This window comes from Methanosphaera sp. (assembly GCF_022768985.1).
Classification (GTDB): Archaea; Methanobacteriota; Methanobacteria; order Methanobacteriales; family Methanobacteriaceae; genus Methanosphaera.
In genome coordinates, this window is record NZ_JALEKL010000009.1 from 191,977 (window position 1) to 205,548 (window position 13,572).

Sequence of the window (13,572 nt, forward strand, 5' to 3'; positions counted from 1 at the left end):
AATATGACAAACTCTAAACCTAAAGCAATAGCAGTACTATCAGGAGGACTTGATTGTTGCGTTGCATCATCAATATATGCAGATGACTATGATATTCATGCAATAACATTTAATTATGGACAAAAAAGTGCAGATATGGAAATTAAACATGCAAAGATGGTGGCAGATAAACTTAACATGACACATGAAGTAATAGATCTTATGTGGCTTAAAAATATCAGTAATTCATCACTTACAACAGATGAAGATGTAGTAGATGTAGGTGTTGATGATCTTGATGATCTTGAAAAATCTAACCAAACAGCTAAATCTGTATGGGTTCCGGCACGAAATACTGTATTTTGTAGTATTGCACTAGCATATGCAGAGGCAATGGGTGCTGAAATTATCATTGTAGGATGGGATTATGAGGAAGCTGTAACATTCCCTGATAATTCAAAAGAGTACCTTGAAAGCTTTAATAAAACAATTGAATATGGATCATTTGATGATATCCAAATTAAAGCACCACTTATTGATATGAATAAGGATGATATCATAGCAAAAGGTATCAAAATAGATGCTCCAATAAATGATGCATACTCCTGCTATAAAGGTGGAGAACTTCACTGTGGAGTTTGTGAATCATGTATGAGACGAAAAAGAGGATTTGAAAAACTTGGACTTATAGATGAAATAGAATATGAAAACTAAATAAATAATTATACTATGTTTTTTGTGGGATGATTTAATATGGATGATATAGACTTTAAATTAACAATGTATGAAAAAACAATGAAAACAGACCAGTTCTATGAACAATTTAATAACTATGATGAGGTACAATCACACTGTCGTAACTGTTTTAATTATGAGAAGAATTTTACATGTTCACCTGTAGATATTGATATTAAAAAATATATTACATCGTATGAATATGTTGATATTATTGTCTCAAAGCTTGACTTTAAGCCAGAGGTATATGAAAAAACGTATTCAAGAGATGAACTTAATAGTATTATAAACAATACCTTTATGAAACAGAAAGATAAAATCAAAGAACAATTACGCAGTGATGAGGCAAACCACACCCGTGCTGTTAGTATAACAGGTCCATGTGATTATTGTGGTATACATTGTCGTGAAAAATATGATATATGTCCACATCCTGAAAAACTAAGATATTCTCTTGCATCTCTTGGTATTGAATCATCAAAAATACTTAAAGATCTCTTTGATATTGATCTTATATTAATTGAGAAGGGAAAACTTCCACGTTATATGAATAATGTATCAGCAATACTATATACTGACTAAGAAAATTAGTTGTTAAATAAAAATAAGTTAATAAAAAAAAATATAAAAAAAAGTCAGGTAAAGAAATTAATGGTCTTATTTAATAACCATTAATACTTCATCTTTATCTACTGTATCTCCTTCTGCTATGAAAATATCTGTTACTTTTCCAGCTTTATCTGATTTTACATCATTTTCCATTTTCATTGCTTCAAGAACAGCTACTGTATCACCTATTTCTACATTGTCTCCAACATTTACTTTAAGTTTTACAATCATACCCTGCATTGATGCTGTAAGTCCACCTTCAACAGATTCTTTAATTTTCTGTGATGCAGGTTCCATTTCCATGTATCCTGATGGTAGAACTTTTACATTGAATGTTTCACCATCTACTTCTACATCGTATGATGTTGGAATACTTGATGCTGTATATTCAACTTTAGGTTCTGGAATTTCTTCAGCTACAGCTTCTCCTTTAAGGAATTTTTCTGCAACTGTTGGATACATTGCATATGTAAGTACATCTTCAGGTTTCTTAATAAGACCTTTTTCTTGAGCTTCAGCTTCTGCTTTTTCAAGTTCTGGTTCTATTAAATCTGCTGGTCTGCAGGTGATACGTTCTTCATCACCATTAGCTTTTTTATAGAGTTCTTCATCTATTTCTGCAGGTGGTCTTCCATATTCACCTTTAAGGTAATCTTTTACTTCTTTTGTAATGTTACTGTATCTTTCACCAGATAATACATTCATTACAGATTGTACTCCTACAATTTGACTTGTTGGTGTTACAAGTGGAGGATATCCAAGATCACGTCTTACTTCTGGAATTTCTTTAAGTACTTCATCGTATTTATCAATTGCATCTTGTTGTTTTAGTTGTGATACAAGATTTGATAACATTCCACCAGGTACTTGGTATCTAAGTACATCTGCATCTACTTTTGCTGATAATGGATCAAATAGTGCATTGTATTTTTCATTTAATTCTTCAAAGTAAACTTTCACTGGATTTAAATCTTCAAGATCTATACCTGTATCATATTTTCCACCAGCAAGTGCTGCTACTACACTTTCTGTTGGAGGTTGTGATGTTCCACCTGAAAATGGTGAAATTGCTGTATCGAGCATGTCAACACCAGCTTCTACTGCTGCTTCATAACTCATAAGAGTCATTCCACTGGTACAGTGACTGTGTAAGTTTACTTCTAAGTCATATTCATCTTTAATTGCACTTACAAGATCATGTGCCATACCTGGTGTTATTAATCCTGCCATATCTTTGATTGTTATTGCGTCACATTCAAGTTCTGCAAGTTTTCCTGCAAAGTCAACGTATGATTCTATTGTATGTACAGGACTTATTGTATAACTTATTGTTCCTAGAACATAAGCTCCCTGATCTTTTGCTGATTTTATAGCTGTTTCCATGTTACGTACATCATTTAATGCATCAAATATTCTGAAAACATCTACTCCATTTTCATATGATTTTTCAACAAAAGATTCTACCATATCATCTGCGTAGTGTTTATATCCTACTAAGTTTTGTCCTCTTAGTAACATTTGAATTGGAGTTTTTGATAGGTTATCTTTGAATGTTCTTAGCCTTTCCCATGGATCTTCATTTAAAAATCTGATACATGTATCAAAAGTTGCTCCTCCCCATGCTTCAAGTGAGAAGTAGCCCACTTTATCCATGTCCTCTAAAATTGGAACCATGTCTTCTGTTCTCATTCTTGTAGCAATTAATGATTGATGAGCATCACGTAAGGCTGTTTCTATTATTTTTACTCTTGCCATTACAACACCTACTTTTAGTTTAGTTAATAAAAATTATTTTTCTTAATGGTTTTTAGTTAAGTATTTAATTATAAAAATAATTCTTTCATTATTTAATTCATATACTATATATGTTTATTTTAATATACCTAATTTTCTATTTTTATTTAATAATTTTAGATTTTCAAGATAATGTTGTTTAAAATTATAGAAAATTGATTATGTTTAATAAATTAATTAAAAATAAAAAAAGTAAATAAAAAAAATTGTAGGTTTATAAAATAAATAGTTAAAGACCTTTAAAGACCTTTAATGATCTTAAAAAGATAAGAGAAAGGTTTTTTATATATTGTAAAAAACTTTCCTATTTTAATCTTTTACCTGTTACAGGTTTTTTATTTTGCCAGCTGTAGCTTCTTAATCTTTTGGATCTTCCAAATCCACATGAAGCACAGTATTTTTTGGTAGGGTTGTAAGCGTTTCTACCACATCTTCTACATCTGGTGTGGTTTTTCTTATTACGTTTACCAAATGATGGTGTTCCTTTCATTGATATTACCTCCTTTGGGACTTAATTGTTAAAAAATAAACACTCAGTTTTTTATTTAAACATACTAAAAAAGTGAGTAAAAAAAAGTAAGAAAATAAGAAAAAAGTGTTTCTTATTTAATTTTTAGATATACGATCGTTTATATCTCCAAATTTAACCTCATTCTAATAAAAAAAAATAAGGATTAGTTCTTGAATAAGGACGATTAATAATAAGAATATTCTACTAATGTCCTGTATTTAATTATCCTGGTGATATGTAGACTATGTTGTCTCCACGAACTAAAACAACACCTAAGCGGCGTAGGGATTCTCCATCTTTTAGTTCTTCTGCGTCATTAATTACTAAATTCATATGCATATCAAAGCTTTGTAAAACTCCTCTGAATTCTTTTCCACCTTTAAGGTTGATAAGAACTTGTGAGTTTAAAGCTTGGCCTAATGCATCTAGAGGTCTAGATGTATTGTTATTATTTTTTTGGTCGTTCACTATTAATCACCTTATCAATAATATATATTTATTATATATTTTAAATTATATTTAAATGTATCTATTTAATTAAATTTTATATGAAAAAATACAACTCATATATTGACTTAAATAATAGATTCAAGGCTAGTAATTATATATGTTTAAATAATATAATAAACTTTTACTATTATAAATAAAAGATATATTATAACAAAAATAAATTATATTCACAGATACAAAAAAATAATGGGATGAAAAGCTTTGAAAACTAAAAAAAGAAATTTCCTAAAAAATAAGAAAATTAAAGAAATAAAAAGTCAACTTGGAGTATATGACTACATAATACCAAAAAAATCACAAGTTGAATATATTAAAGTTGAAGACATGCCAGACATCTATCTTATCGATGGAAAACCATTACTTATGGAAGCAGAAGGTCATATCATACCAACACTAAAAGCTATGAATGAAATTGAAACAATAGAAAAAAAAGTAGTTGTTGATATGGGAGCAATAAACTTTGTAATAAAAGGTGCAGATATCATGTCACCTGGAATTGTAGATGCAGATAGTGACATAGTTGAAGATGAAATTGTAGTTATTGTTGATGAAACACACAACAAGCCACTTGCAATTGGAATGAGTCTTATTACAGGTCCTGAAATGGTTGAAAATTCTAAAGGTAAAGCTATTAAAAATCTTCACTTTGTAGGAGATGCAATCTGGAATCTTGAAATTTAAACAGAGGAGTGTTTTAGTATTTCAGTGGATGAATTTAAATTAAAATATGATTCAGGAAATGTAATATCAAATGATGTTCATAAAATTGGCATTATTGCCCTTGGATCATACCTTGAAAATCATGGAGCAGCACTTCCTATTGATACAGATTCAAAGATTGCAGCAAATGTAGCATTAAATGTTGCAACAAAAACTGGAGCTGTATATCTTGGTATATTTTATGGTGCAACAGAGTATGATTATGTTAAACATGGAATTCATCTAAGTTGTGATGATTTAATAAATAATGAAATAATACCACAACTAAAACATATAAAAAATTCACTTAATCTTGAATATGTAATTATTGTTAATGGTCATGGTGGAAACAATCTTATCATGGACTCTATTGATATGATCTCAGAAAATATTGGCATGAATGTTATATTTAACAATTCAATCATTGAAAATGAAGGTCCTCATGCTACAACTGGTGAATTATCAATGGGTGCAGCACTTGGAATAATAGATATTGAAAGATTAAAAGAACATGAAAACTATACACTTCACCCTGAAGTTGCAATGATAGGACTTACTGATGCAAGAGAAAATAATGAGATAATAAATCAAGAAGCTGAAACTATAAAAAAAGAAGGCTTTAGTGTTGATGTTGAATATGGACATAAATTATTATCTGATGCACAAGATGCAATAATTGCACAAATTAAACAATTACTAAAAATAAAAGATTAAAAAAAAAGAGATGAAAAAAATAGTGTAAAAAATAAAATCTTTTATTTTTTTTTCTTATCACTACCTTTTTTTAGCAAATATTTTTTACTTATTTTCCTAGTTCTATTTTTCTAATTAACTTTTTACATTCATTTGAGGTTTTCTTATTGTTAAATGCAAGACTTATTCTTGATATTGCCTCAAGTGTACGTATAATCTGGTCAAGCCATGTGAATATATCACCAGGATAGATGTGAATATCATAGTTTGTCATGAAATACTTACTTATTGCATTTGGTGACCATCCATGTATTCTTTGTTTTATTATCTTATCTGAAATATTCATTTCAAAACACCTGCAGAATGGCTTTTCTTTACATCTACATGACATAAAATCAACTTGCAATGCAATAAGCTTATCTACATATTGTGGGTCAAGTTTTGCAATTACATCAGCTGATGTTATAATATCACGTGTTGAATCTGCAAATAGTCTTGAACTTACATTTGTCTTAAGTGCAGCAGATAGTCTGCTTGCAAGTCTGTTACTTATATATGCACTTTCAAATGGTTCTATGAATTCAGCAATATTAAGTGGTGGCTGCTTTAGGTGTTTTCTTATATATTCTGCCTTATATATTTCAAGGAATGATATTGATACAGCACGACCATAACGTGTTGTGTGATACTTACCAGTGTTCTTATTTCTCTGAATAAGTTTAAGGTCATATAATTTATCAACCACTTCATCAAAAAGCAGTGGTATTTCAAGAGTATTATAATGCTTATCTAGTTTTTCAATATCACAGTTTCCCATAGCTGAAATATCAGCAAGTACTTGTTCGTATGTATCATCCTCTGAATATTCAACATTAATATTGTCAACATCACTATCAAGCAAGTCAATTGCTGTTTGCTCATCGCTTTGTCCATCAAATTCCTTGTCAAGTTCTGCTATAAGATATACCTTTCCCATATCATGGTATGTTGGCCTACCTGCACGTCCTATCATCTGTGAAAATTCATTGTTTGTAAGCCATTTATTTCCCATACGTAGTGTTTCAAATAGTACCTGTGATGCTGGGAAATCCACACCTGCTGCAAGTGCTGCTGTTGTTACAACTGTTGAAATCTTCTGTTCTGCAAAGTCTTTTTCTATCTTTAATTTCTTTGAATAAGAAAGACCTGCATGGTATGCTGCAGCTGTAATATTATGTTTTGATATACTTTGTGCTATCTGGTGTGTTTTACGTCTTGAATTTGTAAAGATTATTGTCTGTCCATGATATCCCTTAGATGATTTTGTATTATATTCTTTCTTTGCAAGCTTTCCTAGAAGATCTCTTTTTTCATATTCACTTTTTGCAAAGATAAGATGACGCTCAAGTGGTACAGGACGTTGTTTATATTCAACAAGCTTCATATTAAAGTCATGTGCAATTCGTTTTGGATTTTTAATTGTTGCTGAAAGTCCAATAAGCTGTACTTTTGGAAACATGCTAATTATACGATGTACAAGACCATTAAGTCTTGGACCTCTTTGTTCCTCATCAAGCATGTGAATTTCATCAATTACAACACATCCAAGATTACGTAGTTGATCATACTGTCCAGATCTTAGCATAAAGTCAAGTCCTTCATATGTTGCAACAATAATATCTGCATCTTTTACTGACTTATTTTGTAGTGTTAATTCACCTTTTACTTTAAGACGATTTGAACCTACCTTTATTGCAACTTTAAGTCCAAGCTTTGAATATTGACGTTTAAAATCACGGTACTTCTGGTTTGCAAGAGCAACAAGAGGTGTTATGTAGATGAACTTCTGATGTCTCATTGCCTTTGGAATACCGGCTAGTTCACCAATTAATGTTTTACCAGATGCTGTGGCAGATACTACAAGCATATTTTCACCTTCTAGTACTCCTGCTTTAAGTGCAAGAAGCTGTACAGGAAGGAAGTGTTTAAGGCGTTTTGCTAGTATGTTTTTAAATTTATTTGGAATATTAATTTTCTTTGGTGAAATCTTTGGATAATTAGTCTTTTTAACCTCTATTTTATCGTATACTGTTAGTTTATCATGCTTTATTGGATTAAATTTAGGGTCAAGTACACTGAGTGTTTTTTCAAGATTATGTGTTTCATCAAGAAGTTTTATAAATCTTGGATATGATACATCAGAATATCCACGAAGATGCATTATTCTTTTTATTTCACTTCTTGCACATAGCTTACAGATATATTCATCATAGAGTTTATATGCTGATGACTTTTTAAGTAATGTAATATCTCCACTAAATGTACAATGTCGACATATTGTTGTATATTCATATGGGATATTTAGTGAATTAAGCATTTCCTCTAGTTTTTCATCTTTTGTTGCAATGAGAATTTTCTGTTTTCTTAGAATCTTTATTAGCTCTTTTGGTGATTTGAATGTTTCAACATTATCTTGTTGTATTATAAATCGTTGTGGTCTTATCTTTCCATCTGTTTCATGAAGCTTAAAATTACCAAAAAATATTGGCTTTCGTCTATTATTTAAAGCTCCCTTTGCAGGACCTATTGGATATAATTCTATTACTTTCTTATTACGTCTTAAAATTATCATGTTATCTTGTGATTTATATTAAAAATTATTCTATTGTCTTTTCATTTATTTTATTATCTTTATTTAAATCAATGTTATATTATGTTTATAGATATATTTTTCATATCTTATTATTTTTTAGAAGAAAAATTAATAACAACACTTAATGTTGTATAGATTTTCAAGTATTTACATAAATCATACCATAAAATACCAACAGTTGAGATAATTTTTTATGCTTTTCATAATTTGTTAGTATTAAAAATATATACTTTTAAATAAAAAGATAATATCATATAAAAAGCTGATTTTTTAATTAAAATCAAATAAAAGGGAATTAAATGCATATACATACTAAAAACTTTTAATATGTATTTAAAATTAAATATGGAAGATAATATGAGATAAATCATGAAATTAAACAATTAAATAAACTTTCTAGATGAAAAATACCATGTAATTTTATATAAGAAGGGAATTAAAATGAGCAACAATAAATTACCCTACACTGTCTTTGTAGTACCAATACTTCAAATTCTTCAAAAAGCTCCATTTAACATGATAGATTATGATATTGTAGAGCCAATCTATAAAAACTATCCATTTACAATCGAACAAATTGATGAAAATGAAGCACAAATAGAACTTGCAATAAAATATCTTAAACTTGCAGGATTTATTGAAGAAATAAAAGATGAAAATAATGAATTTCTAAAAAATACACCAGAAGGTAGCAAACTACTAAGTGAATCAAAAACAACAAAACAACTACTATCAAAACTAACAGATAAGCTGATGGACGATGTATTTGATCTGCCAAAATATAAACAATCACTATACTATCACATAATAACACTACAATTCCTAAAAAATATTGGAAACATACCACAAACAGAAACAGAAATGGTACGACGTATCATGAGTACTGAAGGATTTATGCAACATGAAAAAGAGACAATGAATGTAAAATCTGGAAGCTCAACATACTGGAGATTCCACTCAGCAATATCACACCTATGTAGTGGAAACTTAATTGAATACACACAATATAAGAAATACAAACTAACAGATGAAGGATACAAGGTACTTGAAAATAGAGAAAACATAGAACAAAACGTGGCAGAAGTACTAAGAAAACATGAACATAAAATTAAGCCAAGAAAGATACCAAAAAAGACATAGCAGATAATATAATTTACAAAGTATCTAGAATAATGAACAAAAAGGATGTAAAATCCGATAAAATAGGGAGATAATAACCAAAAATTAATAGTTTTAAATATGAGGAGAATTAATATGAAAAGAAAACCTGCATACATTGATTTTACAAAAGCTGTACTTGAAACAATAGAGGAAAATCCACAAAAAACACAACAAGAAATACAAGATATCATACTTGAAAAATATGACCAATTCACACAAGATGATATAAATGAAGATGACAACCAAATACAAAGAGTAATAAGATATCTTACACTAGCTGAATTTACAACACAAGATGATGATGGAAGATGTGTTAATACATCTAAAGGATCACAACAACTAGAATTTAGTAATCTTCAAATTAACAAAATAATAAAAAAAATACTCACAATTCAATTCAAAATACCTAAAGAACGTGACCTCTGTTATATATGTCTTAATTACTTTAAAGACTATCCTTCACATCCTATAGGTTCAGGCGAAATGTTATGGGATATGCTTAAGAAAACATCAAAGTATGCAGAAAATAAGGATATATGTGAATTAAGAGCAGCAAAAGGAACACCTATATTATATTCAAAATATGATTTTTCAAATTACCATCTTAAAAAACTAGATTTAGTTAAAAAAACAGAAGATAAAGGATATCAAATAACACAAAAAGGACTTGATATATTAAATAAATATGAAACTGAAGAAGAAGTCAATGAATATATTGATACTCTTTTTCAACAATCTTTAAAAAATAAGGATGAACCAATAAATAAGATTCTTGCATCTGATGATGGACATATCAAAGTATTCTATTATGACTATGAACTTACATATCTTGAAGTATTAATTCCTCTCCTTAAAATTATTGACTCAAAATATTATACAAATCAAGAAGAAAAAATAAAAGATATTATTATAAAAATGGATGAATTTGAATCATATGATAAAGAAGATATCATTAAAGCAATAGATACTGCACTTCATTATCTTTATGATGGAGAATACATAACAATTGAGTCAGGTGAAATCCTAAAAACAGCTAAATTAGCAGCTATTGTTTATAAACTTGATTATAGAATGAAATATGTTGATAGTCTTGATATTGAGGAATCTGAAAAAGATAAAAAAAGACAAAAAAGACTGAATAATATTTGTAGAGAAATAAATAAAAGTCTTTTCAAAGTATATGATGTTCCAACAAAAGAAGATTTATACCAAGATATCTTAAAATATCTGAAAGATGATGATAATAGACCTGTAAATCATCAAAAACTTCCAAGTATAAATTTATTAATAGTACAAGACTTCCTTGAAAAACACAAGACATACTCAGATAATATAATGAGTATAATCGATCCTGAATCAAGAAGACTTTCAATTAATCTAATAATTGAAGATGCATTTAAAGAATTAAAACAAAATAAACTAATTAGAAATACTAAAAAATACGGATACTTAATAGAAGAAAAAGGAATAAGATATTTAGAAAAATTAGAAAATGAAAATAAAACTGAAGACATAAAAAAATCATCCATAGAAGAAGAGAACATAAAACCTGAATTAGTTGATGAAGATAATAATAAAATTGTAAGTACTATTGAACCTATTGAATCTAAAACTTCAGAATTTAAAAATCGTGATATGACAACAGATAATATTTATGAAAGATTAGTATTTGATATTTTATGTGACAATGAAGAACATGAAAAAGTTGACATTATTGATAAAATTGAAGAAACACTAATACCTGGCGTTGTTATACCTAAAGAAATTAAAAATGTTATAAAAGATAATATCCAAGATGCACTTGATAAATTTGCACAATATAATATAATTGAACCTGGTGAAAGATTTGGATACTGGAAGATAACACAAAAAGCTATGACAATTGCACATACTATTGATAGTGAAACACCTACAGTTAATATTGTTAGTGAAACTCCAACTGATGTAGATAATGAAATTGACATTATTGATGAAGATATTATTGAAAGTCCTCTTGAAGATGAAATAGAAAATGAAACAATAGAAGATGTTGAAGTAATTGATAAACAAGAAGAAACTACTGAATTTATTGAAATAAATCCTGTTGATACATTTAAAAAGGCATATGGTGCTATTAATAAAGATCTTAAAAGACGTCTTCTTAATAAAGTTAAATCATGTTCACCATACTTCTTTGAAAAACTTGTACTTGACTTATTTATGAAAATGGATTATAACCATGTAAAACCTAAATATGGTGAAGTAACCAAGAAATCAAATGATGGTGGAATTGATGGAGTAATACAACTAGGATACTTAAATACAAACCCAATATACTACCAGGCAAAACGATATGATAGTAACATTCAAAGACCAGCAATACATCAATTCATTGGAGCTCTTCGAGAAATAAAATCAGATACAGGAATATTTATAACAACATCAGGATTTTCAAAAGGAGCAATAAAAGCAGCAAAATCTGAGAACATCTCAATGATAGATGGGGATGAACTTGTAAGTTTAATGATAGAATTTAAAATAGGAGTTAAAGTTAAAAATTATGATATAAAACTTATAGATGATGAATACTTTGAAGATTAACTTCCACATCATCCTACTTTTTTTTATAAATAATAAGGAATAATTAAAATGACCAAACTAAGTAAAAAACCAACAAACATAGTCTTTCTTTTGCCAGTTCTTAGAATACTTGATAAAACATCATATTATCTAGATGATGATGAAATTCAGCAAATAATCCTTGAAAACTCTGAATATACTACTAATGATATAAGAGAAGATGACAACCAGATAAAAAGAGCTATTCTTTACTTAAATCATGTAGGATTTATTAAAGAAGATCATCATGGAAATTATCAAATTACAAAAGATGGACGCACTTTATTTAATGATTCTAAAAAAACAGAAGAACAAAAAGAAAGAGTGATAGTTAATAAGCTTTCAAAAGATGTCTACAATATACCAAGTACTGATGATGTTTATTCAACATTCCTTATTTATCTTCGAGATAATCCAAATCATCCAATAAGACGTAAAGATTCAATATATGATGCAATAGAAAAGAACACTAACTTTTATAATAATAAAGATGTTATGGAACTTAGATCACCTAAGAAGAGAACATTTAAAGGAGAAAATATTATTTACTCCAGATTTGACTATGCAATTTCTGATCTTAGCAGAGTTAACTTAATTGAAAAATCTGATAATAAAGGATATCAACTAACACAGAAAGGTTTTAAAATACTTGAAGATGAAGAAAATATTAAAACTAATGTATCTAAACTACTAAAGAATACAAAACCAAAATCAAAGAAAAAGAAAAAGAAAAAACAAGTTGTAGCTGATATTAAAATAGAAAATAATCCACCTGTAAGTATATCTGCTGATGAAGTTTATGAAAAACTATTTCTTGAAGTTTTAAGTGATAGAAAAGAACATAAAAAGAGAAGTATATTTAAGGCAATTGAGGAAGCTCTTATCCCAGATGTTGAAATTCCAGATAATATTAAAAAGGCTGTAGATAAGAATATTGAAAAAGTGAAACTAAAACTTGAAAAAGAAGATATTATTATACAAGCTACTAAGAAGGGATACTGGAAACTAACAGATCATGGTATTAAATTACTCAATGAAGATAATAGTCATAAAGTTGAAGTTCCAATTGAAGTTAAAAAAAATGATAATATAAATCCTATTGATACATTTAAAAAGTCATATCATGATATTAAGAATTCATTTGATAAACAATTACTTGATAAAATTACATCATGTTCACCTGAGTTTTTTGAAAATCTTGTACTTGATTTACTACTCAAAGAAGATAAGATTGATGGATTAAAACCAATAGATGGTTATGTTACACCTTTATCACGAGATGGTGGTATTGATGGTAAAATTTATTTTGATGGTTTAAAATTCCCTATGTGTTTTCAGGCAAAACGTTATCAGATAAAAAGTAATGTTCAAAGACCTGAAATTCAGAGTTTTATTGGAGCTCTAAGAGATTATGAAAATAGAACTAATGAAGAAACCTTCAAAGGTATATTTGTTACAACATCAGACTTTTCAACCGGTGCAAAAGAAACTGCAAAATCCAATGATATTATCCTAAAAAATGGTGACGATATTGTAAAATTAATGAAAAAACACAAAGTTGGAATTAAGAAAGAAACATATAAAGTAGATCTTATTGATGATAAATACTTTGAAGAATAATCCCATTAATGAAAACTATTTTAAGAGTTGA

The 13,572-nt window shown here is 28.4% G+C and carries 11 protein-coding genes; 7 read left to right on the forward strand and 4 right to left on the reverse strand.

Annotated elements, in window-relative coordinates; translation table 11 throughout:
• Positions 1 to 3: 3 nt before the first annotated feature.
• Complete coding sequence (gene queC / locus MRZ80_RS04190) at positions 4 to 693, forward strand: 7-cyano-7-deazaguanine synthase QueC (RefSeq protein WP_292536452.1); 690 nt, start codon at positions 4 to 6, stop codon at positions 691 to 693.
• Between the two features lie 39 nt (positions 694 to 732).
• The gene (locus MRZ80_RS04195; RefSeq protein WP_292536455.1) at positions 733 to 1,296 is read left to right on the forward strand and encodes a DUF2284 domain-containing protein; all 564 of its coding nucleotides are present in this window, start codon (positions 733 to 735) and stop codon (positions 1,294 to 1,296) included.
• A 75-nt stretch (positions 1,297 to 1,371) separates the two neighbouring features.
• Here MRZ80_RS04195 and oadA read toward each other — a convergent pair whose 3' ends face one another.
• The 3 genes from oadA to MRZ80_RS04210 form a co-directional block, all read right to left on the reverse strand.
• Complete coding sequence (oadA, locus tag MRZ80_RS04200; RefSeq protein WP_292536457.1) at positions 1,372 to 3,078, reverse strand: sodium-extruding oxaloacetate decarboxylase subunit alpha; 1,707 nt, start codon at positions 3,076 to 3,078, stop codon at positions 1,372 to 1,374.
• Positions 3,079 to 3,421: 343 nt separating this feature from the next.
• Complete coding sequence (locus MRZ80_RS04205; protein WP_292536459.1) at positions 3,422 to 3,607, reverse strand: 50S ribosomal protein L37e; 186 nt, start codon at positions 3,605 to 3,607, stop codon at positions 3,422 to 3,424.
• Between the two features lie 243 nt (positions 3,608 to 3,850).
• The gene (locus tag MRZ80_RS04210; protein WP_292536462.1) at positions 3,851 to 4,096 is read right to left on the reverse strand and encodes an LSm family protein; all 246 of its coding nucleotides are present in this window, start codon (positions 4,094 to 4,096) and stop codon (positions 3,851 to 3,853) included.
• 243 nt (positions 4,097 to 4,339) lie between these two features.
• On the opposite strand from MRZ80_RS04210, the gene MRZ80_RS04215 reads away from it, so the two are divergent.
• Positions 4,340 to 4,819 (forward strand): RNA-binding protein, encoded by a 480-nt coding sequence (locus tag MRZ80_RS04215; RefSeq protein WP_292536465.1) that lies wholly within the window; start codon positions 4,340 to 4,342, stop codon positions 4,817 to 4,819.
• A gap of 24 nt (positions 4,820 to 4,843) precedes the next feature.
• On the forward strand, positions 4,844 to 5,551 hold the full coding sequence (gene arfB / locus MRZ80_RS04220; RefSeq protein WP_320786666.1) for a 2-amino-5-formylamino-6-ribosylaminopyrimidin-4(3H)-one 5'-monophosphate deformylase: 708 nt from the start codon (positions 4,844 to 4,846) through the stop codon (positions 5,549 to 5,551).
• An 88-nt stretch (positions 5,552 to 5,639) separates the two neighbouring features.
• On the opposite strand, the gene MRZ80_RS04225 is transcribed toward arfB, so the two are convergent.
• Positions 5,640 to 8,141 carry a DUF5814 domain-containing protein gene (locus tag MRZ80_RS04225; RefSeq protein WP_292536467.1) on the reverse strand — a complete coding sequence of 834 codons (2,502 nt, stop codon included), beginning with the start codon at positions 8,139 to 8,141 and terminating at the stop codon, positions 5,640 to 5,642.
• Positions 8,142 to 8,603: 462 nt separating this feature from the next.
• Here MRZ80_RS04225 and MRZ80_RS04230 point away from each other — a divergent pair, with 462 nt between their 5' ends.
• The 3 genes from MRZ80_RS04230 (at position 8,604) to MRZ80_RS04240 (ending at position 13,541) form a co-directional block, all read left to right on the forward strand.
• The gene (locus MRZ80_RS04230) at positions 8,604 to 9,302 is read left to right on the forward strand and encodes a hypothetical protein (protein WP_292536469.1); all 699 of its coding nucleotides are present in this window, start codon (positions 8,604 to 8,606) and stop codon (positions 9,300 to 9,302) included.
• Positions 9,303 to 9,416: 114 nt separating this feature from the next.
• Positions 9,417 to 11,903, forward strand: coding sequence for a restriction endonuclease (locus MRZ80_RS04235; protein WP_292536471.1), 2,487 nt, complete (start codon positions 9,417 to 9,419; stop codon positions 11,901 to 11,903).
• 48 nt (positions 11,904 to 11,951) lie between these two features.
• On the forward strand, positions 11,952 to 13,541 hold the full coding sequence (locus MRZ80_RS04240; RefSeq protein WP_292536473.1) for a restriction endonuclease: 1,590 nt from the start codon (positions 11,952 to 11,954) through the stop codon (positions 13,539 to 13,541).
• Positions 13,542 to 13,572 lie beyond the last annotated feature (31 nt).

Coding starts and splice junctions, on each gene's coding strand:
- queC (WP_292536452.1), top strand. CDS start 4: ATGACAAACTCTAAACCTAAAGCAATAGCAGTACTATCAGGAGGACTT.
- MRZ80_RS04195 (WP_292536455.1), top strand. CDS start 733: ATGGATGATATAGACTTTAAATTAACAATGTATGAAAAAACAATGAAA.
- oadA (WP_292536457.1), bottom strand. CDS start 3,078: ATGGCAAGAGTAAAAATAATAGAAACAGCCTTACGTGATGCTCATCAA.
- MRZ80_RS04205 (WP_292536459.1), bottom strand. CDS start 3,607: ATGAAAGGAACACCATCATTTGGTAAACGTAATAAGAAAAACCACACC.
- MRZ80_RS04225 (WP_292536467.1), bottom strand. CDS start 8,141: ATGATAATTTTAAGACGTAATAAGAAAGTAATAGAATTATATCCAATA.
- MRZ80_RS04230 (WP_292536469.1), top strand. CDS start 8,604: ATGAGCAACAATAAATTACCCTACACTGTCTTTGTAGTACCAATACTT.
- MRZ80_RS04235 (WP_292536471.1), top strand. CDS start 9,417: ATGAAAAGAAAACCTGCATACATTGATTTTACAAAAGCTGTACTTGAA.
- MRZ80_RS04240 (WP_292536473.1), top strand. CDS start 11,952: ATGACCAAACTAAGTAAAAAACCAACAAACATAGTCTTTCTTTTGCCA.